This is a genomic window from Streptomyces sp. NPDC050147, from assembly GCF_040660195.1.
GTDB lineage: Bacteria > Actinomycetota > Actinomycetes > Streptomycetales > Streptomycetaceae > Streptomyces.
In genome coordinates this window covers 1-20,945 of record NZ_JBFALJ010000052.1, presented here as the reverse complement: position 1 = coordinate 20,945, position 20,945 = coordinate 1, and the positions used below count along the sequence as shown (strand labels likewise).

The 20,945-nt window shown below is 68.9% G+C and carries 21 protein-coding genes; 18 read left to right on the top strand and 3 right to left on the bottom strand.

The genetic code is table 11. The features are described 5' to 3' along the window. Nucleotides 1–121 precede the first annotated feature (121 nt). Nucleotides 122–391, top strand: a complete 270-nt coding sequence (locus AB0I94_RS41465; RefSeq protein WP_363315009.1) for a DUF397 domain-containing protein — start codon at nucleotides 122–124, stop codon at nucleotides 389–391. A 36-nt stretch (nucleotides 392–427) separates the two neighbouring features. Here AB0I94_RS41465 and AB0I94_RS41460 read toward each other — a convergent pair whose 3' ends face one another. Continuing rightward, nucleotides 428–1,111, bottom strand: a complete 684-nt coding sequence (locus AB0I94_RS41460; RefSeq protein ID WP_363315008.1) for a dihydrofolate reductase family protein — start codon at nucleotides 1,109–1,111, stop codon at nucleotides 428–430. A gap of 380 nt (nucleotides 1,112–1,491) precedes the next feature. Between AB0I94_RS41460 and AB0I94_RS41455 the strand changes: the two genes are divergently transcribed. After that, the gene (locus AB0I94_RS41455) at nucleotides 1,492–2,211 is read left to right on the top strand and encodes a DUF4232 domain-containing protein (RefSeq protein ID WP_363315007.1); all 720 of its coding nucleotides are present in this window, start codon (nucleotides 1,492–1,494) and stop codon (nucleotides 2,209–2,211) included. Nucleotides 2,212–2,245: 34 nt separating this feature from the next. Here the strand turns inward: AB0I94_RS41455 and AB0I94_RS41450 are convergent, their stop codons facing one another. Then, nucleotides 2,246–2,881 carry an NAD(P)-binding domain-containing protein gene (locus AB0I94_RS41450; protein WP_363315006.1) on the bottom strand — a complete coding sequence of 212 codons (636 nt, stop codon included), beginning with the start codon at nucleotides 2,879–2,881 and terminating at the stop codon, nucleotides 2,246–2,248. A gap of 284 nt (nucleotides 2,882–3,165) precedes the next feature. On the opposite strand from AB0I94_RS41450, the gene AB0I94_RS41445 reads away from it, so the two are divergent. The 4 genes from AB0I94_RS41445 to AB0I94_RS41430 all read left to right on the top strand — a co-directional run bounded on the left by AB0I94_RS41445 (nucleotide 3,166) and on the right by AB0I94_RS41430 (nucleotide 6,173). After that, nucleotides 3,166–3,492, top strand: a complete 327-nt coding sequence (locus AB0I94_RS41445; RefSeq protein WP_363315005.1) for a hypothetical protein — start codon at nucleotides 3,166–3,168, stop codon at nucleotides 3,490–3,492. Then, a complete protein-coding gene (locus AB0I94_RS41440; RefSeq protein ID WP_363315004.1) occupies nucleotides 3,489–4,724 on the top strand; it encodes a putative T7SS-secreted protein in 1,236 nt (411 codons plus the stop codon). The genes AB0I94_RS41445 and AB0I94_RS41440 overlap by 4 nt, the downstream gene beginning before the upstream one ends. Nucleotides 4,725–4,816: 92 nt before the next feature. Then, nucleotides 4,817–5,407 carry a hypothetical protein gene (locus AB0I94_RS41435; RefSeq protein WP_363315002.1) on the top strand — a complete coding sequence of 197 codons (591 nt, stop codon included), beginning with the start codon at nucleotides 4,817–4,819 and terminating at the stop codon, nucleotides 5,405–5,407. 37 nt (nucleotides 5,408–5,444) lie between these two features. Continuing rightward, a complete protein-coding gene (locus AB0I94_RS41430) occupies nucleotides 5,445–6,173 on the top strand; it encodes a hypothetical protein (RefSeq protein ID WP_363315001.1) in 729 nt (242 codons plus the stop codon). On the opposite strand, the gene AB0I94_RS41425 is transcribed toward AB0I94_RS41430, so the two are convergent. Then, a complete protein-coding gene (locus AB0I94_RS41425; protein ID WP_363315000.1) occupies nucleotides 6,145–6,912 on the bottom strand; it encodes a TetR/AcrR family transcriptional regulator in 768 nt (255 codons plus the stop codon). The genes AB0I94_RS41430 and AB0I94_RS41425 overlap by 29 nt on opposite strands. A gap of 94 nt (nucleotides 6,913–7,006) precedes the next feature. Here AB0I94_RS41425 and AB0I94_RS41420 point away from each other — a divergent pair, with 94 nt between their 5' ends. The 12 genes from AB0I94_RS41420 (at nucleotide 7,007) to AB0I94_RS41365 (ending at nucleotide 20,816) form a co-directional block, all read left to right on the top strand. Beyond that, the gene (locus AB0I94_RS41420) at nucleotides 7,007–7,228 is read left to right on the top strand and encodes a hypothetical protein (RefSeq protein WP_363314999.1); all 222 of its coding nucleotides are present in this window, start codon (nucleotides 7,007–7,009) and stop codon (nucleotides 7,226–7,228) included. Between the two features lie 506 nt (nucleotides 7,229–7,734). Next, complete coding sequence (locus tag AB0I94_RS41415; protein ID WP_363314998.1) at nucleotides 7,735–9,516, top strand: hypothetical protein; 1,782 nt, start codon at nucleotides 7,735–7,737, stop codon at nucleotides 9,514–9,516. Between the two features lie 224 nt (nucleotides 9,517–9,740). Beyond that, nucleotides 9,741–10,049, top strand: a complete 309-nt coding sequence (locus AB0I94_RS41410) for a hypothetical protein (protein ID WP_160505898.1) — start codon at nucleotides 9,741–9,743, stop codon at nucleotides 10,047–10,049. A gap of 196 nt (nucleotides 10,050–10,245) precedes the next feature. After that, nucleotides 10,246–11,085 (top strand): hypothetical protein, encoded by an 840-nt coding sequence (locus AB0I94_RS41405; RefSeq protein WP_363314997.1) that lies wholly within the window; start codon nucleotides 10,246–10,248, stop codon nucleotides 11,083–11,085. Beyond that, nucleotides 11,075–12,448 (top strand): hypothetical protein, encoded by a 1,374-nt coding sequence (locus AB0I94_RS41400; RefSeq protein ID WP_363314996.1) that lies wholly within the window; start codon nucleotides 11,075–11,077, stop codon nucleotides 12,446–12,448. The genes AB0I94_RS41405 and AB0I94_RS41400 overlap by 11 nt, the downstream gene beginning before the upstream one ends. Then, nucleotides 12,445–14,004: an SCO6880 family protein gene (locus AB0I94_RS41395; RefSeq protein WP_363314995.1), complete on the top strand. Its 1,560-nt coding sequence runs from the start codon at nucleotides 12,445–12,447 to the stop codon at nucleotides 14,002–14,004. Before AB0I94_RS41400 ends, AB0I94_RS41395 begins: the two co-directional genes overlap by 4 nt. 17 nt (nucleotides 14,005–14,021) lie before the next feature. Next, the gene (locus AB0I94_RS41390) at nucleotides 14,022–15,443 is read left to right on the top strand and encodes an ATP-binding protein (RefSeq protein ID WP_160505902.1); all 1,422 of its coding nucleotides are present in this window, start codon (nucleotides 14,022–14,024) and stop codon (nucleotides 15,441–15,443) included. Nucleotides 15,444–15,446: 3 nt separating this feature from the next. Then, nucleotides 15,447–16,988, top strand: coding sequence for a type IV secretory system conjugative DNA transfer family protein (locus AB0I94_RS41385; RefSeq protein WP_363314994.1), 1,542 nt, complete (start codon nucleotides 15,447–15,449; stop codon nucleotides 16,986–16,988). Between the two features lie 118 nt (nucleotides 16,989–17,106). Continuing rightward, on the top strand, nucleotides 17,107–18,045 hold the full coding sequence (locus AB0I94_RS41380; protein WP_363314993.1) for an ABC transporter ATP-binding protein: 939 nt from the start codon (nucleotides 17,107–17,109) through the stop codon (nucleotides 18,043–18,045). Further along, complete coding sequence (locus AB0I94_RS41375) at nucleotides 18,042–18,827, top strand: ABC transporter permease (RefSeq protein WP_363314992.1); 786 nt, start codon at nucleotides 18,042–18,044, stop codon at nucleotides 18,825–18,827. Before AB0I94_RS41380 ends, AB0I94_RS41375 begins: the two co-directional genes overlap by 4 nt. Before the next feature lie 139 nt (nucleotides 18,828–18,966). Next, nucleotides 18,967–20,148 carry a sensor histidine kinase gene (locus AB0I94_RS41370; protein ID WP_363315010.1) on the top strand — a complete coding sequence of 394 codons (1,182 nt, stop codon included), beginning with the start codon at nucleotides 18,967–18,969 and terminating at the stop codon, nucleotides 20,146–20,148. Then, nucleotides 20,145–20,816: a response regulator transcription factor gene (locus AB0I94_RS41365; protein ID WP_363314991.1), complete on the top strand. Its 672-nt coding sequence runs from the start codon at nucleotides 20,145–20,147 to the stop codon at nucleotides 20,814–20,816. The genes AB0I94_RS41370 and AB0I94_RS41365 overlap by 4 nt, the downstream gene beginning before the upstream one ends. Nucleotides 20,817–20,945 lie beyond the last annotated feature (129 nt).

Genomic DNA, 20,945 nt, shown 5'->3' with positions numbered 1-20,945 from the left:
GCGGCGGGCGCGCGCGCCCTGCGGCCCGGGCGGGGGGGGGGGGGGGGCCCGCCCCCCCCCCCCCCCCCCCCAGTTCCCCACCCCACCCCACCGCACAGAAATCCCGCGAAGGACCTCCACCATGACCAAAACCCCACCCCCCAAGATCCCCCCGAACCTCGACTGGATCCGCGCCGCCCCCGAAGGGGAGGAAGGCCCAGGCCCCTGGATCGAGATCGCGTACGGCCCGGACGACGACGCCGTCTACCTACGGGAAACCAGCGACCCCGAGAACATCGTGACCACGACCCAGAAGAAGTGGGACGCCTTCGTACTGGGCGTACAGGCAGGCGAGTTCGACCACTTCGTGGAGGGCGTGGAGGGCGTGGAGGGCGTGGAGGGCGTGGAGTGACCACGTCCCGGCCGATGGCCGGGCCCGCGGTCCGGCCTACCTCCGCCAGAACAGGTGGTGCGTGACACCACTCGGGCTGGGCACGACCTCCAGGTGGAACCGGTCGAGCAGCTCGTCAGGGGAATCCCAGAGCCGCATCCCGGACCCGAGTTCCACCGGCGAGACCGCCACATGCATGGTGTCGACGAGGTCGGCATCGAGGAACTGCCGAACGGTGGTGACCCCGCCTCCCAGCCGGACGTCCTTGCCCAGCGCCGCTTCCCGCGCCCGTTCGAGGACCGTGATCGGGTCGGCGTCGACGAAGTGGAATGTGGTGTCGGAGAGCGTGAACGACGGACGTTCGTGGTGGGTCATGACGAACACCGGAGTGTGAAACGGGGGCTCGTCACCCCACCAGCCACGCCAGTCGTGGTCCTGCCAGGGCCCGCGCTGGGGGCCGAACTTGTTGCGGCCCATGATCTCGGCGCCGATGTTGCGGGCGAAGTCCCGCGTGAAGTAGTCGTCGAGGCCCCGGCTGCCGCCCAGGTCGGTGCGGTTGGGCCAACTCGCCGTGGCGCCGGCCCAGGCGAGCAGCTTCTCGGGGCTGACGTGGCCGAACGGGTTCTCAAGGGTCTGGTGCTCACCGGCAGCGATCCCGTCGCTTGAGACGGTGAAGTTCATGACTCTCAGTAGCTGGGGCTGCTGGGGCTGGGGTTGAGGCAGGGGCTGGGGCTGGTTCATGTGCTCCCTCGTCAGGTCCTGTCGCGTTCGCGTGCTTGTTCCTCGTGCTTGTTCCTCGTGCTTGTTTCTCGTGCTTGTTTCTCGTGTGGCGACGGGCGCCACATCAGACCGTCGAACGGGACATGGCTGGTTCGACAGCGGCTCGTAATCTTTTTTCGGGGCCGCCGGAGTCGAGGTCGGCACGGAGCGGACGTGTCCTTGTCGTCCTTTCGAACCACCTCGCCCGCATCCCACCTCACCGTTCCAGGCAAGGCGTATTCATGCAGGTCAGAGCCCGGAAACCATTCCAGCGTCCCGGATGGCCCGGCGTTCCTTGCCCCCTCCGGACCCCGCCCCCTTAGCTGTGATCACCACAGCCCAGCACTACTCCGGGGGAACCCATGAAGCACACCCGCAAGGCCGTCGCAGCAGTCATCGGCCTCGTCGCCGCCCTCTCGCTCACCGCGTGCAACGGTGACGACAACGCGTCTTCCGAAACGACGGGCAAGCCCACCGCTTCGGCGGACAAGGGCGGCGACAACGCGGACGCCGGAGCCGATGCAGGCACCGACGGCGGAACCGGTGGCGCCTCCGGCGGCGACAAGGCGTCGGACGGCGGCACGAGCTCCGGTTCCGGCGGTGACGGCGCCGCCCAGGGCACGGCCGCGGGCACCGGTGACAACAGCAACGGCAAGGCCGGGATCTGCCGCACCGACGAGCTCGAAGTGAACGCCACCGACAACACCACCGACAAGACGGAGGGCGTCGTCACCGTCGTCTTCAAGAACGGCGGCGGACGCGACTGCACCATCAAGGGTTACGCCGGCGTCGACCTGACGGCGTCCACGGGCGACACCCTCTCCGTGAGCCGCAACGGCGAGCAGCCCTCGTCCGGGATCCTGAAGGACGGCGAGTCGGCCGCCTTCAACATCACGTTCCCGTACAACAACTCGGGCGGCTCCGGCGTCCGCATCACCAGCCTCGTCGTGACGCCCCCGAACGAGACCAAGCACGTCACCCTCGACTGGCCCGCGGGCTCGCTCCCGGTCACCGACGGCGAGAGCGCGGTCAAGCTGGAGATCAACCCGGTGGGCAAGGTCAGCGACTCCCCGGCGGGCTGAAACCCCCGACCGCGGCCTCACCCCCGGCGCCTGCTCACGCGGCCCGCGGACGCACCACCTTGAAGCTGAACCCGTACGCGCCGATCGCCTCCGCCACACCCATGAACAGGTACGCGGCGTGCTCCTGCCCGCGTGCGGTCCGAATGCCTCCCAGGTCCAACTGGGAGGCATCGGCCCATCCCAGGTCACCGAGCAGTTGCCGCGTGGTCCGCTTCGCGGCGGCATCGTCACCGGAGAGGAAGATCGTGCCCGGCTCCTCCAGGCTCCCCGGGTCCTTCATCACGACGGAGTCGACGGTGGCGAGCGTCTTGACCACGGCCACGTCGGGAAAGGCCGCTTGGATCTCCTCGCCGAGGCTGTAGTTGGGGTGAGAGAGCTCCATGCTCTCGGTGAACCCGACGCCGATGTCGACCAACAGCTTCCCGCCCAGAGCGGCGGCGCCAATCTCATTCAGGACGTCCATCGACGCGGTACCAGGCGTGGCATTGACGAGCACATCCCCATGCCCGGCAGCCTCCCGTAGCCCCACGACGACAAACCCCTCAAGCCCCGCCGCGCCCTCCCGCTCCTTCGGAGACCGCGACCCCAATACGACCTCGTGCCCCGCGGCCTGCCAACCACTGGCCAGCGCACGAGCAACATTCCCGGTTCCAAGCAGTCCGATTCGCATGGGGACGACGCTAGGGACCACCCTTCGAAAAAGTATCCGACGGAGGTCCCGGCCCCGCTGGGCCCGTTGACGTACTCCGATGGCCCGAGACCCGCCCGAGACCCGTCCGAGCCCCGTCCGAGCCCCGCCTCTCACCTCGATGAGGCCCCCGTGCCACTCCGCCCGGTACATGCAGGTTCACGCACCTATGACGCAAACTTCGCAATAGCGAAACTGTGGTCCCCATAGATAGCGTCGGCTGCCCCAGGATCGCCGAAATCGCGCGACCGGAACAAGGGGTGGGCATGGCCGAGAGGCTGAGGCTCGACGCGGTCGAGCTCGAAGCATTCATGAAGCTGCTCGATGGATCAGTCACGTCCTTGAAGGGCCTGCGCAGCGCTCTGGCCGGGGCGACCGTGGGCGGCCTTGGGACGGACGACCTCGACAAGGCCTGCGAGGACTTCCAGGAGGACTGGAAGTACGGCGCGGAGCAGATCGGTGAGCAGGCGGAAGAGCTGAGCGGAATCATCGGGCAGAGCAAGGACGCCTTCAACGAGGTCGAGGATGCGTTGGTGAAGGCATTGGAAAAGCCCGGTAAGACCAACGATGACACGGTGCGGGTGCCGAAGTGACGAAGACGGACACCGCCACCTACCCCGACCTCGGCTTCAATCCCGCCCCCGGGGACTGCGACACCGTAAAAGAACTGCGCAAGAAGCTGGAAAACTGCGTCACTGTCCTGCGCGACACCCGGAAAGTCGTCACCAAGCTGATGGACGGCAGCTATTGGGAGGGCGATGCGGCCGTAGCTTTTCGCGAGACGATCGACAGCGGTCCGCTGACCCTCAACCTGAAGAACGCCGCGCGCTCCATCGAGAAGGCCGCCAAGCAGCTGGATCGCTGGGAAGGTGACCTGGAGGACTACCAGCGCCGGGCGAAAGCGCTGGACGGCAAGGCCAAGGATGCCCGGGAGGCGTTGAAGGCCGCCCAGGGTCACGCTGACACCGCCGGTGATGATCCCGACCTGGAGAAGAAGGGCAGCAAGCAGGACGACGCGAAGAAGTCCCTGAAGCTGGCCAACGGAAAGGTCGAGGACGCTCAGGCGGAGCTGGACCGGATCTTGGGCAGGGCGCGAAGCCTGGAGCACGAGCACAGCGAGAGGTCCCATCACCGCGCTGAGAAGATCCGCGACGCGACGGAGAAACTGGCACCGCACGAGCCTGGTTGGCTGGAAAAGTCCTGGGAATGGGTGACGGACAACCTTCCGAACATCCTCAGCGCCGTTGCAGGCGCCCTTGCGCTGGCGGCCCTGATCTTCACCGGACCCATCGCACTGCCGCTCCTCCTGGTGGGTGCGGCGGTTTTCAGCGGGGCGGCGCTTGGTATCCGGCTTTCCGATCCAGCGGTTCGGGCGTCCCTGGCGGACGGCTTCACCAAGGGAGAATTCGATGCCGACTTCTTCGGCAACCTGGTTTCGGTGGGCGCTGACATCCTGGGAGCTGTGCCCGGAGTCGGAGTCGTGGCGAAGGGGGCCGTCGGACTCACGCGAGCGACGCGGACAGGGGGAACGGCGCTCAGCCTCGGACAGAAGATGGCCACCTTCGGCAGCAAGGCGTCCGAGGGCGCACGAGGCATGAGCAACGTGGCGAATCCCCTGCTGGAACGCGTATTTCGCGGCACGAGCAACCCTGCCGTGGTCGTCGACTCCGTCGCCAAGGGGTCGGCCGGCATCGGCTTGGTGACGGCCGGGTACGGCTTGGCATCGGAAGATGAGATCAAGGGACAGGTGGGGACCGGCATCGACGGCGCACGCCTCGGTATCGATCTGCCCGCGGCCCCGGGGCTGCTGCGCGCTGCCTTCTGACCTTTTCCCGTAGAAAGAGTGTCCAAGTGAACCCTGCTGAATTCCCCACCGCCTGGGACCACCCACCTACGCGCCGGGCGTGGATGCTGCACATGGTTAAGAACGTGGCCGGTCTGGTCGGTTGGGCCGGTATCTGGGTCGCGCTCCTGGTCATCTCACTCGAAACACCCAACTGGGTTGTATGGATCTTCTTGCCGTACTGGATCTACAGCCCTTATCGCATGCTCGTCCAGGTGGGCTACATCCCCACGGCTCTGGGCATGCGGCGTATCCTGCGCACCTTCCCGTGGCAGGTCCTCCATGACGTCCCTCGGGGCCTCGCGGACTACCCGGAGGTCGTGGGGCCCCAGCACGGATGGTTCGAGCTGCCGAATCCCGCCGATCCGCAGCAGCGGCTCCCGCTGGTCTTCACCAAGCACTACCGCCTCAACTGGTGGTCCCGGCGGCTGGCACCCCGCGCCAAGCCCCAACTGAAGGCGCAGATCGAGACCGTCTGGATCGCCGGGGATCCGCGCATGATCGGTGTCATCGCCGCGCCGACTCCAAGTGGCGGGTCGCCCCGTCGTTTCCAGATCCTCAACCAGGGTCTTGGGAAGGGCGACGGCAACCGCATCGCTGAATGGGGCATCACGCCCGACGACCTCGAACGCGGTCGGCGCGCCGGAGTCACGCTGAACCGCTGACGCATCGATCGCTGATTCTGCCGGAGGAGACACCCAGTTGAGCACGCCCGAGTTTATTCTCGACAAGTCCGTCAATGAACCCGGCGGTGACATCTGGTTCGCCATACCAGCGGGCTTCACCTCAATTCCCATCGACGCGCTTCTGAATGCGCCTGAATCTGCCGGGGCCAACGCGTTGCGCGCCTCAATCGAGCCGATTCTGGAAGCCCTGCCGGAAGAATTCGCCCGCCAGAAGTGTCTGACTCAAGTAGCAGTGGGCCAGAAAATGTTGGCTTCCCTGGTAGAAATCGGTACCACCCATTGCTCGATCGGCGTCCACCGCGACGACGGTTCCGGCGGCGACAAGGGTGACCATGGCGACGGCGGTGGGAGCAGCGTCAACTATCTGTTCTCCCTCTTCACCCTGTCGTGGCGGGACATCGCCGTAGCAGCGCCCGCCGTCACCGCCGCTCGCGCCGTCGTAGGCGCCGAGGGCCACACGAACATCGAGTACCTGGAGCTGCCCTGCGGGCCGGCGTCGTTCAGCGAGCTCGTCCGCACCCCGGACTCCGACTACGACCCCTCGCAAACCCCGCTCCTCCAGATCTTCGCCCACCTACCGCACCCGGACGGCAAACGCCTGGTGAGCCTCACGCTGGGTACCACCGCCGTGCACCGGCGTGCGGAGTACCGGAGTCTGCTGCACCACATCGCTGAGAACGTCAGTTTCGAGAACCCTCTGCTCGAGGCCGAAGCGATCAAGCGTGCTGCGGCCGGACGGGGCTGAAGATCTTGCCCAGGTAGTAGTCCAGCGTGCCGCGCACCCCGTCCAGGGTGCGGCGCCCGTGCAGTACGTCTCCGCCCAGGCCGACCGCCGCTGCCACCAGCAGGTCGGCCTCCCGCCGGGCGTCCAGGCCGGGGGCCGTCTGTCCGCTCTCCTGGGCCGTGGCGATGAAACCCGCGACGAGTTCCTCCAAGGGGTGCTCGTCGCTCAGGAAGACCGCCGCTATGGCGGGATCGGTGAGGCTGCGCGCGTAATACGCGGAGAACACCCGCAACGCCATGGCCCGTTGGGCGTCCAGCGGCAGGAACTCGGCGAGGATCCCGCCGAGTACACCGCGCAGGTCCGCGGGGTCGTACTGGACGCGGGTCCTGGCGAGGCGTTCGTTCTCGCGGTGCAGCATGTTCAGGGCGGCGACGAGGAGTTGGTGCTTGCTGCCGAAGTGGTACTGGACCATCCTCAGCGACACCCCCGCCTCCGCCGCGATCTCCCGCATGCTCGCCGCGTCCAGGCCCCGCTCCGCGGCGATGCGCCACACCGCCTCGGCGATCTGCCGGCGCCTGCGCGACCGGGCGTCGGACGTGGGCGCCGGGCTTTCCAGCGCCGGGACGGGCGGCCGCTTCCGCTGCCGGTAGGCCCTCGCCTGACAGCTGCGGGAGCAGTAGAGAGCGGGGCGGCCACGCTTGCCCGCAGCGCTGATTCCGGCACGGCAGACCGTGCAGCGGGTCTTCTTTTCGTCACGCACAGCTTCCATTGTAGGACCTGGAAAGTGTGACGTAAGTCGACGTTGAGCCGTATTATTAGCCTGTTTGCGCTTCTGCCGCTGATACGTTCGTACCGTGAAATACGACATCCTGCAGATCTTCGGCGCAGTCCTGATGTGTTTCTCCGCGCAAGGCCTCATCCGACTGCTCATCGACCACGGCAACACCGGCCTCCTCGGCTGGCTCCCCGGCAGCTTCGCGGTGCTGCTGACCGCGTACGTCGTCGCGCTCACCGGGGGCGTACTCCTGACCGGCTGGTCCCACTCCCAGGCGAAGGCCCTCGGTCGCCGCGACTGAGGGCGAGGCCGATGGCCGAGCGCTGCGCGGGCGGTTGACGAGTGTCCAACTTTCCCCGATCGTTGGGGAATTGAGCGCAAATCACAGCGCTGCGTTGTGACGGCTGGGGGGAGCCGAGCATGCAACCTGGGGACGAACACGCCACGGGAGCAGAGCCCAACGACGCGGTACCCGTCGACCGGGGGCCCAGCGACGCGGTCCCGGGCAGCGGGAGGCGCGAGGGCCATGACGCCGGGGAGGGCCACGCCTCCGGGCAGGGTCACGGCGCCGGTGGGGGCCAAGCTTCCGGTGCGAGCCACGGCACCAGTGAGGGCCACGCCTCCGGTGAGGCCGGAGAGCAGCGCCCGGCGCCAGATACGGCACCGCCACCAGGCCCCGGCCCAGATTCCGCCCCTGCCCCTACCCCTCCCGCTGCCCCAAGCCAAAGCCCCGCGCCCGCCCCAGGCCCAGGCAGCACCCCGCCGCCCGAGGCCCCCCAAGGGGGACAGTTCGGGCCGCCGCCCCCGATGGCACCGCCACCCTCACCCGAGCCCCACCCCTCCGCACCGCCACCACCCCCCTCCTCACCTCCACCCCCGCCTCCCGCATCCCCGCCCACCTACGCCCCACCCGCATACGCCCCGCCGGCCTACGCCCCACCCCCCAGCGCCCCCGGACCCGCCCCCGGCCCCGCTCCCGCCCCCGACGCCCTGCGCGCCCTCTCCGCCGCGCTCCTGAATCTCACCGGCCTCGGCCTCGGCTACGTCCTCCTGAAACGCTGGCTCCTGGCAGCCCTCTGCTGGGCCGCGACCGCCGCGCTCCTCTTCGTCGCTCTCCCCGCCGAGGTCGACGGCGTCCCCGGCGGCGTACTCGTCGGGTTCGTGGCCTTCCTCGTCCTGGCGGCGGCCGACGGAGCCCGCCGCGCGCTCCGTACCCACCAGACCTGGCCGCTCCGCGCGCCGCTCGCCGTCGGGCTCGGACTCGTCCTGCTCGCCGTCCCTGCCGGCGGCGTCATCGCGTACGACGCCGCGCGCGACGAGGCCGTCGAGGAGATGCTGCTCGACCGCCTCGACAAGGCCGACAAGATCGTCACGGCCGCCGACGGCCGCACCTTCGACGCCGCCGAGGACGACTACCGCTCCGCCCTCGCCATCTACCGCGACTTGGGCGACGACCACCCGGGATCGAGGGCCGCCAAGCGCGTCCCGGACAGCCTCGCCACGTACTACAAGTCCGTCGCCGCCCCGTACGACGAGCGCAAGTACTGCGACGCCCTCGAACCCCTGAAGTACCTCCGCACCCTCCCCGGCTCCCTCGGCAAGGACCGCGTGGGCACCCTCGCCTCCTGGCCCGACGACCGCCTGGCCACCTCCCTGTACGAGTGCGGCAGCCAAGGCATCGGCACCCCCTCCGCGGCGGCAACCGGAAGCGCCGCCGGCGGCGGTGAATTCGGCGAACTCCTGCGCACGTTCCCCGACTCCGACCAGGCGGGCAAGGTCGCGCCCGCCATCCGCGACGCCATCGACTCACGCTCGTCGGATCTGAAGGGCTCCGACCCCTGCAAGGCCACCGAGGAACTCCGAGGCATCGGCTCCACCGCCAAGGCCCTGCCCGACGACGCGGGCGACGGCCTCTCCGACGACGCCGCGAAGGCGGTGGAGTCCGGGGTCTACGCGTGCGGCGTGGACGAGTTCAAGGACGGGAAGTTCAGCCAGGCGGCCAAGACCCTCAACGACTTCACCGGGACCTACAAGAGCAACGGCAAGCGCGACCGCGCCAAGGACATCGCCATCGCCGCCGAGATCGCCGCGGCCCGCCCGGCGGCGGGCGGCAGCCTGCCGCCGACGAAATCGCCGGGCGGCGCGAGGCTCACGTATGTGGTCGAGAACGGCGGCCCCGGCCCGCTCGAAGTCCTCTACACCGGCCCGACCACCGGCAGCTTCAAGCTCTCCTCGTGCGGCGGCTGCAAGACGTACACCAGCAAGGCCCAGGGCAAGAAGGCCTGCCTCGCGGGCAAGGGATACCCGCAAAAGACGCTCCGGCTGCCCCCGGGCGACTACCACTTCCTCTACAAGCGCGACGCGAGCAGCGCGGGAAGCGTCCGCAACAACACCGAAGGCAGCAAGGTACAGCCCGGCTACCGCTACACCGACTGCTCGTACGTGGTGACGGGAGGCGGCCTCGGCGACCTCGACGGGCTCGATGGACTCGATGGACTCGATGGACTCGATGGACTCGATGGACTCGATGACGTGAACGACCTTCAGGGCCCGGATGGCCCCGACGGGCGTACATGGCCGATGATGTGAGTCTCCGTCACCGGACCCGGTCAGAATGAGACCTGGTCAGAGGGCACGCCGGGCCGTCATTGCCCGGCGTCACTCACCGTGATACACAGAGTGACCATACGTTTCAGCCAACGAATGACGCCAAGTCGACATGCACTGGCCCGTTTGTCGGCGAGAATGAGCTGTCCTCTGTACTGCGGTAGGCAGAGGTGACAGAACAACCCACTAGGGGCGGTGAGTTACACATGCTTATGGCAGCCGAAAAGGGCGACATCACCACCATCATCGGCGGGATCGCCCCCGACTGGGGTCCCTTCGGGAGCCTGGGCAACGAGGCACGGGTGATGATCGAGGTCGTCATGGCGATCGCCATCCTCCTCTGTCTCGGCATTGCGATCTGGGGCGCGGCGAAGCAGCGCATCGGCGCGACGGCGCTGCGCGACACCTTCAGCGCGGAACAAGGCAAGGGCCTGATCATCGCGGGCCTGACCGGCGTCTTCATCATCGGTTCGCTCGGCACGGTCTTCACCATCGTGTACGGCATGGCGGTCTAGCCCCCGCCACCCACTTACGTCCATCACGTCCCCGTCCCCCCACCCCCTGTCCCCCTCCGACCCACCCATCCGTCGTGCCCACCGGCTGAGGTTGCAACTCCCTGATGTCGAGTCACCACACCGCGCCCGCGCGGGAACCAGCACGGCTACCGTCGTACGTGGCGGTTCACCGAGAGGTTGAGGGGGCGTACGCGGCATGAGTCTCGACGACGAGCGAAACGGCGGCCTCTACGGCGGTTCGGGCGAGACCCGGACGCGGCTCCCCGAGGGTGAGGGGGGCGGCCAGGATGTGTACGGAGGAGCGCGCAGATCCGGCCGTTCTTCGTCACGGAGCCTCGTGACGGTGGTGGGTGTGGTGGTGCTGCTGATCGCGGCCATCGCCTTTGCCAACCGTGGCGACAGCGGTGATTCGTCCTCCGGACAAGGTGACGGCAAGAAGGCGGGGGCGGCTCCCACCGCCGCCTCCGGGGAGAAGCCTGTCGACGGCAAGACGTCGGGGATTCCCTCGGGCTTCGCGAAGACGGAACAGGGGGCGCAGAGCGCTGCCGCGAACTATGCGGTGGCGCTCGGCTCGGCGGACATGTTCAACGCAGCCAAGCGGGACAGCATCTTGCAGGCGGTCATGGCACCGTCCAGCGTGAGCACGTTCAAGGCGCGGCTCGACAAGGCCTATAGCCCTGCCTTCTTCAAGAACGTAGGCCTGAACGACGACGGCACGACCCCGAACGGGTACCAGTTCGTCTCGCGCACGAGCCCGATCGGTACCAAAGTCACCAGCTTCTCGGGCGACAAGGCAACAGTGGAAGTCTGGTGCAGCGGCCTACTCGGCCTGGCTGGTGAGAAGTCCACCAAGCCCGTGACCAACAGTTGGTTCACCATCACCATGAAGCTGGGATGGACGGGCGACGGCTGGAAAGCCATCACGCACTCCCAGAAGGACGGACCGGCCCCTGTCCCGGGCGACGACCGTGCATCCGGGTCTGACGAGATCACCAAGGCAGTCGAAGGGTACGGAGGGTTCACGTATGCCCGGTAACCGTCACGTACTCAAGCTCGCCACTGCCGTCGCTGCCGTGCAGACCACAGCGGTGCTCTTCGCAACGCGTGCCTTCGCCGCACCGGAGCCGAAGGACGACCCCTGCGACCTGATCCACGGCCCCGCCAAGGAGTACTGCGAAAAAGGCCAAGAAAACGGCGGCGACAGCAGCGACAGCAGCGGCAAGTACCCCACCGACGACCCCCTGAGCTCCACCCTCGACCCCCTCTCCTCCCTGGCAAAGGGCTGCGCCGACGCCGCGTCCTGGACCGTCGACAAGCTCTCCGAAGCCGTGAAGGAGACCGCCGAGGTCGACTTCACGAACCCCAGCTTCCTCAAGCAGTACGCGGTCGTCTTCGCCGCGTCGACCATCCTGACCCTGCTGCTGTGGCTCCTCGCCGTCGCCAAGCGCGCGGTGCGCGGCGTCCCCCTCACCACCGCGCTCACCGAAGCCATCGGGTTCCTGTGGCTGACGGTCCTCGCGTCCGCCTTCACGCCGCTGATCCTCTACACGGTCGTCTCGGCGGCCGACGGCGTCACGGACGTCATCGCGAAGGCCACCGGCGGTCAGACGGACACGTTCTTCGGGACGTTCTCCGAAGCCCTGAAGAAGGGCGAGGACATCGGCGGCGGGCCGATCATGCTGATCGTCGTCTCGCTCGTGTCGATCCTCGCGGCCGGCGTCCTCTGGCTGGAGCTCGTCATCCGGGCCGCCCTGCTCTACGTAGGCGCACTGCTCGGCACGGTCGTGTACGCGGGTCTGGTCGACAAGAACCTGTGGACACACGTCCGCCGATGGGCCGGGATCATGATCGCGGTGATCCTGGTCAAACCCATCATCGTGATCGTGCTCGGCCTCGCGGGAGCGCTGTCCGCCGATGACGGGCCCGACGCCTTCTCGGCGGTCGTGTCCGGGCTCTCGATCATCCTGCTCGCCATCTTCGCGAGCGCCATGATCTACCGCTTCGTCCCCGGCTTCGGCGACGAGATCGCCAATTCCCGCAACAACCGCATCTCCCAAGGTGCGGAGAACCGCGCCGCGGCCGTCATCTCGTCCCCCGCGTCCCTCGTCTCCCAAGGGATCAAGACCCACAGTTCCCGTGGAGGCGGCGGAGGCGGCAACAACCAGCCGCGGCCGGCCAACCCCGCGAGCGGCGGCGTCGCCGCCCACAGCAGCCGCACCGGCGGGCGCGGCGGCTCGACCGGCGGCGGCTCATCGAACGGCGGCGGATCTGTCACCTCCGCCGCGCCCCCACCCCGGACCAGCGCGACCAGCACTCCGCACGCGCGCAACCGCGGCTCGGGAAACAGCTCCACAGGTTCCACTGGCACCAATCGCTCGGGAGGTGAAGGGCGTTCATGACCACCCAGTCCCACGTGTCCCATCCGGTCGCGCCCCGCCGCACATATCTGATCGGCCGCGCGCGGCCGAACGCGATCGTCGGCAAGAACCGGGAGACCGGTGAGATCGCGCTGATCATCGCCGGCGCCTTCGTCGGGATGATGTGCGGACTCCTGGTCCCTGTCCTCTCCCTGCGCATCGTGCTGCTCATGGGCTTCCCGATGCTGGCGATCGCCGCGGTCTACGTCCCCTACAAGGGCCGCACGTTCTACAAGTGGTTCGAGATCAACCGCACCTACAAGCGCTCCCTCAAGCGCGGCACCGCCTACCGCTCCGCCACCCCCGAGGCGGGCATCCGCTTCGACGGCAGGGAGGTCGAGGTCGGCCCGCCGCCCGGCATCGGCCGCATCAGCTGGCTGGCCGCGCCCTTCGGCCCTGACGAGATCGCCGTACTGCTCCATGCCGACCGGCGCACCGTCACCGCCGCCATCGAGATCGAGGGGCCCGGTGTCGGGCTCCGCGACTCCGAGGACCAGGAAGCGCTGGTCGACCGGTTCGGGACGCTGCTCAAGCACGTCGCCAACGGGGACGGGTTCGTCACGCGGCTCCAGATGCTCGCGCGCACCCTCCCCGCCGACCCGGACGCCCACGCCAAGGACGTCAGCGTACGAGGCGACGACCGGGCACTGCCCTGGCTCCAGCAGTCGTACGAGCAGCTCCAGTCCATGGTGTCCACCAGCAGCGAGCAGCACCGCGCGTATCTCGTCGCCTGCATGCACTACTCCCGCGACCTGGCCGCCGAGGCCCAGGCGATGGCCCGCGCAAGTCGCCCGCACGGCGGCAGGAAGCTCGACAAGGACGCCGGTCTCGCGGTCGTCATGGCGCGCGAACTGACCGACATCTGCTCGCGGCTCCAGGAAGCGGACATCCGCGTACGACAGCCGCTCGGACAAGGGCGGCTGTCGTCGCTCGTGCACTCCATGTACGACCCCGACCACCCCATCGACCACATCCAGGCGATGACGAAGCGCAACGCCTGGCCCGCCGAGCTCGACGCCATGGAGCCCACCTACCTCCAGGCCAAGACCCGCGAGTCCTCCACCCGCGCGCCCTGGTGCCATGCCACGGCCTGGGTGAAGGAGTGGCCGATGACACCCGTCGGCGTCAACTTCCTCGCCCCGCTGCTCGTCCACACCCCGGACGTGATCCGCACGGTCGCGGTGACCATGGACCTCGAACCCACCGAGGTCGCCATCGAGCGCATGCTGACGGAGAAGACGAACGACGAGGCGGAAGCCAGCCGCCAGGCCAAGATGAACCGCACGATCGACCCGCGTGACATCGCGTCGAACTCCCGCCTGGACCAGCGCGGCGAGGACCTCGCGAGCGGCGCCGCAGGCGTCAATCTCGTCGGCTACATCACCGTCTCCTCCCGTTCCCCCGAAGCCCTCGCGCGCGACAAGCGCACCATCCGGGCCTCGGCCGGGAAGTCGTATCTGAAGCTGGAGTGGTGCGACCGCGAGCACCACAGGGCCTTCGTCAATACGCTGCCGTTCGCGACCGGCATCCGACGCTAGAGCTGAGGGCTGCCAAGATGCGGGATCCGCTGACCATCCTCACGGACGCCTTCACGTCCTTCCTGTTCGGGAAGGTGGAGACGACCAGACTCCCGGTGCGTACGTCGACGGGGCAGGCCCAGGCGGTCTATCTGCCGACGGCCGCCCCCGGCCTCGGCGACTCGGGCGTCATCATCGGGCGCGAGGTGTACTCCGGCAAGGGGTACATCTACGACCCGTTCCAGCTCTACGGCCAGCAGCTCCCGGCCCCGCACTGGCTGGTGCTCGGCGAGTCGGGCAACGGCAAGTCGGCGCTCGAGAAGACGTACGTCCTGCGGCAGTTGCGGTTCAAGGACCGGCAGGTCGTCGTCCTCGACGCGCAGGGCGAGGACGGAGTGGGCGAATGGAACCTCATCGCCCAGGAGCTGGGGATAACTCCCATCCGCCTCGACCCGACGGCCGCGCTCGACATGGGCATCCGCCTCAACCCGCTGGACCCCTCGATCACCACGACGGGTCAGCTCGCCCTGCTCCGCACGATCATCGAGGTCGCGATGGGGCACGGCCTCGACGAGCGCTCGGGCTTCGCGCTGAAGGTCGCCCACGCGTACGTGAACGAGACGATCGTGGAGCGCCAGCCCGTCCTGACGGACATCGTGGAGCAGCTCAGGCACCCGGAGCCGGAGTCGGCCGAGGCCATGAACGTCGCCATAGACGACGTACGGGCATGGGGTCTGGACGTCGCGCTCGTCCTGGACCGCCTGGTCGACGGTGACCTGCGGGGCATGTTCGACGGCCCGACGACGGTAGGCATCGACCTGGACGCCCCGCTCATCGTCTTCGACCTCTCTCACATCGACCGCAACTCCATCGCGATGCCGATCCTGATGGCGATCGTGGGTGTCTGGCTCGAACACACCTGGATCCGTCCGGACCGCAAGAAGCGCATCTTCCTGGTGGAAGAGGCCTGGCACATCATCAACTCGCCGTTCGTCGCCCAGCTCTTCCAGCGGCTGCTCAAGTTCGGCCGACGGCTCGGGCTCTCCTTCGTGGCGGTCGTCCACCACCTGAGCGACGTGGTGGACGGGGCGGCGGCCAAGGAGGCGGCGGCGATCCTGAAGATGGCGTCGACCCGCACCATCTACGCCCAGAAGGCGGACGAGGCGAGAGCGACGGGCCGGGTCCTCGGCCTGCCGCGCTGGGCGGTGGAGATCATCCCCACCCTCACGCCCGGCATCGCCGTATGGGACGTGAACGGCAACGTCCAAGTGGTCAAGCACCTGATCACGGAGACCGAACGCCCCCTGGTCTTCACCGACCGCGCCATGACGGAATCGTCGGCGGACCAGCTGCTCGGCGACGACGCGATGCGGGCGGCGGAGCTGGAGGCGGAGGAGCGTGCGGCGTACATGGAGCAGCAGATGAACGGTCCGTCGTCGTCTCGTTCCGGGGTGGCGTGAGGGATGGCCTACCGGGAGCCTGAGCCCTCCGAGTACCGCTACGGGGGCGGCCGCCGCGAGTCACGCGAGCGGGGCATCCCCGACGGCCTCCTTGTGGGCGGCCTCGCCTTCGTGCTCGGCCTGACGGTCCTCGTCTGGTCGGCGACGGGTCTCGCGGGCTTCTTCTCGCACGGCTCCTGGCCCAAGAACGTCACCTTCGGCAATACGCCGGTGGCGATGCGGCACCTGGTCCAGCAGCCGCACGACATCGCGGGCGCGTGGCCGAAGACACCGGCGGATCAACTCACGGGCTACGGCTTGTTCTGGGGGCTGCTGATCGGCCAGCTGATGGTCCTGGTCGTCTTGACGATCTTCGTCATGGGAACGGTCACGCGGTGGAGGGCGGTGCGGAGGGTGCGACGCGCAGCGCGCCTCGCACCAGCTTCAGAGACTCACCCTCCGGCCCAGACGGCTCCGGCTCCGGCTGAGGTGACACCCGTCGAGACCGCGCCCGCTGCTCCCGCAGCCGCCTCCGCTGCGCCCACACCGCCGGGTACCGATGAACAGGGCATTAGGGCTGCGGTGCCGCAGAGCACCGAGGTGCTGGGTGCAGAGACAGCCACGGTTCCCACCCCCCGTACCCCCCTGGTACTGGGCCCCCAGGAAACCCGCAGACCCCTGGCCGCAGAAGCAATCCGAGACGCAGAGGGGGCGGCACTGGTCCTCACCTCGGACCCCACCCTGTGGGAAGAGACCAAGGACGCCAGAGCGAAGCTCGGCCCCGTCCTGGTCTACGACCCCAGCCACCTCTGCGACACCCCGGCCCGCATGCATTGGTCCCCCACCAAAGGCTGCGAGGACAAGGCAGTGGCCGCACAGAGAGCCACCGCCCTGCTGGCCGCCATAAGGCCAAGCGCCAAACTGGACAGCACCGTCGCCGACACCGCGGAAACGCTCCTCCGCAGCTTCCTGCACGCGGCAGCGGTGGACGGCCGCTCGGTCAAGCACGTACACCGCTGGGCCCAGGGAGCAGGGGTCCAGGACGCCGTACGGGTCCTCCGCACGCACCACAAGGCCGCCTCGGGAGCCGCGGGCGAGCTGGAGGCGGCCCTGACGGCATACCCCGAACGCCGGGACATGGCCCAGGAGCTGACGGCCCGCGCCCTCTCCGCACTCTTCACCCTGAACGTACGAGAATCTTGTACTCCTCACCGAACAGATGCCCTCACCTTGGATTCCTTCATCGATGAAGGGGGCACGCTTTTCGTGGTGGGTGAACCGATCGAGGACCCCAAATCGCCCAAGGGGCCCGGCGCGATGCCCCTCCTCACGGCACTCGCCTCAAGCGTGGTCGAGCACGGCCGGCGCATGGCCGAACGGTCATCCTCCGGTCGGCTCGACCCACCAATGACGCTGGTCCTGGACGACGTGGCCGCCGTGGCCCCGCTACCCCAGCTCCCGGAGCTCCTGTCCACCGGCGCGGACCGCGGCCTGCCCACCCTGGCCCTCCTCCGCTCCCGCGAACAGGCCCGCACCCGCTGGCCGCACGCGGAGCTCCCCGGCTAGACACCCGGCGCGGGCCACGGCCTCAGGGTCTGCGTCCTACCCCGGTACTACCCGCGCCCGCCCACCTCCCGCCCCTGGTCCGACGCCTCGCGCCCTCGCGAACGCCAGCATCAGAAGCATGATTCGGGCATACGAACTCACCAAGCGCTACGGCGAGAAAACCGTCGTGGAGGACCTGTCCTTCACCGTCCACCCCGGCACCGTCACCGGCTTCCTCGGCCCCAACGGCGCGGGCAAGTCGACCACCATGCGGATGCTCCTCGGCCTGGACGCCCCGACCCGCGGCCGGTCCACCGTCGGCGGCCGGACCTACGCGACGCACACCGCGCCACTGCACGAGGTGGGCGCGCTCCTCGAGGCCCGGTCCGTCCATCCGGGCCGTACCGCCTTCCACCACCTGATGGCCCTGGCCCACACGCACGGCATCCCACGCCGCCGCGTCGAGGAGGTCCTGGACCTGGTGGGCATCCACGAGGTGGCCCGCAAACGCGTGAAGGGCTTCTCGCTGGGCATGGGCCAACGCCTCGGCATCGCCGCCGCGCTGCTCGGCGACCCTGCCACGGTGATCCTCGACGAGCCGGTCAACGGCCTCGACCCCGAGGGCGTCCTGTGGGTGCGCAACCTCCTCAAGTCCCTCGCCGCCGAGGGCCGTACGGTCCTGGTCTCCTCGCACCTCATGAGCGAGATGGCACTGACCGCCGAGCACCTGATCATCATCGGGCGCGGCAAACTCCTCGCGGACACGACCGTCGAAGCGTTCGTACGGGAGTCGGGTACGGGCTCCGTCAAGGTCGTCACCCCCGAGGCGGGCACGCTCGGCGAGCTGCTCGCAGCACCCGGCGTGGAGATCACGAGTGACGTGCCGGGCGTCCTGGACGTACGCGGCACGGACGGCGAACACATCGGCCGCACGGCGGCGCGACACGGCATCCCCCTCTTCGAACTCACCCCCCAGTCGGCCTCGTTGGAGCAGGCGTTCATGGACCTGACGCGTGACTCGGTGGAGTACGTCGCTTCGGTGTCCGCGGCCGACGTACCGGAAGGAGCAGCGGCATGAGCACCGCCACGGCAACCGCCCCCTACCGCCTGTCCTCCCGCGGCATCCTCCGCTCCGAGTGGCACAAGCTGTGGACGCTCCGCTCGACCTGGATCATGCTCGGTCTGGCGAGCGTCCTCACCGTCGTCCTCGGCATGATCCTCGGCGCCACCTACACGTCCAGCCCCGGCGACGAGATCGACCCGGTCACGTACGCCCTGCTCGGCACCCAGATCGGCCAGGTCGCGATCGCGGTCCTCGGCATCCTCGTCACCGCGGGCGAGTACGCGACGGGCATGGTGCGGGCCACGATGGCCGCGGTGCCGCGCCGGCTCCCGGTGCTCTGGGCGAAGAGCGCGGTGTTCGGGACGGTCGCGCTCGGGATTCTCCTGGTGACGAACTTCCTCACGTTCCCGCTGGCCCAGATGTTCCTCGGCGGCACGGACCTGGAGGCCTCGCTCGGCGACCCCGGCATCGCGCGCGCCGTGGCGGGCTCCGCCATCGGGACCGCCCTCATCGGCGTCATCGTGCTCGCCCTCGGCTCGGCCCTGCGCAGCGTCCCGGGAACCATCGGCGCGTACGTCGGCGGCCTGATCCTCCTGCCGCAGCTCGCCACGATGATCCCGAACGACACGGTGAAGGACCTCCTGAACTACTTCCCGCTGCCCGCCGCCGAGTCCCTCGCGGCCCCGAACCCCTTGCCCGGCGACCTCTCACCGGGCGTGGGCCTCCTGGCGCTGGGCGTGTGGGCGGCGGCATCCCTGGCAGCGGCGGCGTATCTGCTGAAGCGGCGGGACGTGTGAGCGCATCCCGTACGAGGATGAAACCGTGACCCCCTGGAACCCCCAGCGCTCCGACGGCGGCAACCGCGGCGCCCCGGATCCCGACTGGTCCGCGGGCGCCCAGCCGCTCACCCGGTACGTCGAGCGAAGCGTCCAGTGGATGCGCGCTTTCGACCGCCGGCACCCGCTGCCCTGGGATCTCCACCTGGCCGGGTTCTTCGTGTTCGCCGCGTTCATCGACCTCGTGGGCGGAGGCTGGCGGAACATCGCCCAGAACACGGACGTCCCGGCCTGGGTCCTCTACGCGGTCACGCTGGCCGTCACGGTGCCGCTCCTGTGGCGCCGCACCCATCCGCTCGCGGTCTACACCGTCATGCTGCTGGCGTCACTGGCCAACAACTGGACAGGCGCCGTCCTGCAAGCCTCCCTCACCCTGCTCATCGTCGTCTTCAACATCGCGATACGGCTTCCGCTGCGCACGTTGGCCTGGTCGTACGCGCTGCTCGTGCTGCCGCCCATGGTCGGCCACCTCCGTCGGCCGGACGGCAGTTGGGACCAGCAGGTGGTCCCCACAATGATGAGTTTCGCGATCGTCGCCCTGCTGGGCATCGCGGTCCGCACCCGCCAGGAGTACATGGCGTCGCTTGTGCAGCGCGCCAAGCAGCTCGAAGTCGAACGGGACCAGCAGGCGCGGCTCGCCACCAACGCCGAACGCACGCGCATAGCCCGGGAGATGCACGACATCATCGGCCACAACCTGTCGGTGATCACGACCCTCGCGGACGGCGGTTCGTACGCCGCCGCCAAGTCCCCGGAGCGCGCCGCCCAGGCCCTCACGGCCATCGGCACGACGAGCCGCCAGGCCCTGACGGAGCTGCGCCGCCTCCTGGACGTCCTGCGGGAAGAGACCCCGGGGCCCGCTGAGACCGCTGCCCGCGCTCCCCAGCCCGCCCTCACGGACCTGGACCAACTCATCGACGGGGTACGGGCCGCGGGGCTTCCGGTACGCAGCACGGTGCGGGGCCGCCCGGAGTCGCTGCCTGCGGGCCGGCAGCTCACGGTCTACCGCGTGGTCCAGGAGGCGCTCACGAACACGCTCAAGCACGGGGGGCCGGAAGCGACGGCGCACGTGGAGGTCGTGTACGGCGACGACGGGGTGCGGGTGACGGTGACGGACACGGGGGTGGGCGGCGGCGCCCCTGCCGGCACGTCCGGCCGTGGGCTCGCGGGAATGCGCGAGCGAACGGCCCTGTATGGCGGGACACTTGAGGCAGGCCCGCTGCCGCGACCGCCGGGCGGCTGGCAAGTCGTACTCCATCTCCCCGAGGAATCCGATCAGTGACGACCGTACTCATCGTCGACGACCAGCCGATGCAACGCTTCGGCTTCCGCATGCTCCTGGAGAGCCAGGACGACATGAGGGTGGTGGGAGAGGCCGGCAACGGCGGCGAGGCGGTCCGCCTGACCGCCGAACTCCGCCCGGACGTCGCCCTGATGGACATCCGCATGCCGGGCCTCGACGGCATCGAGGCCACGCGCCGCATCGTGGCGGCGGGCGACCGCACCCGGGTCCTGATCCTCACCACGTTCGACCTCGACGAATACGCGTACGCGGGCCTGCGCGCGGGGGCTTCGGGCTTCCTCATCAAGGACGCGCTGCCGGAGGAACTCCTCTCCGGCATCCGCGCGGTCGCCACGGGAGACGCGGTCGTGGCCCCGAGCCTGACCCGCCGCCTCCTCGACGCGTACGCCGATCACTTGCCGACGCGTGTCGGCGAGGACGCCGATCCGTCCCGCGACCCGCGTCTGGCTGCGCTGACGGACCGGGAGCGCGAAATCCTGACGGTCATCGGGCAAGGCTGGACGAACGCGGAGATAGCGGGGCGACTGCATCTCGCGGAGTCGACGGTGAAGACGCATGTGGGGCGCATTCTCGCGAAGACGGGGGCGCGGGATCGGGTGCAGGCGGTCATTCTGGCTTACGACACGAAATTGGTGAGGCCGGAGTAATTGCTTTCTTACCGGCAACTGCCGGAAGAGGGCTTGGAACGCAGAAAACCCCCGCACCCAGAGGGTGCGGGGGTTTCCCGTCAATAATAGTTCGGCGGCGTCCTACTCTCCCACAGGGTCCCCCCTGCA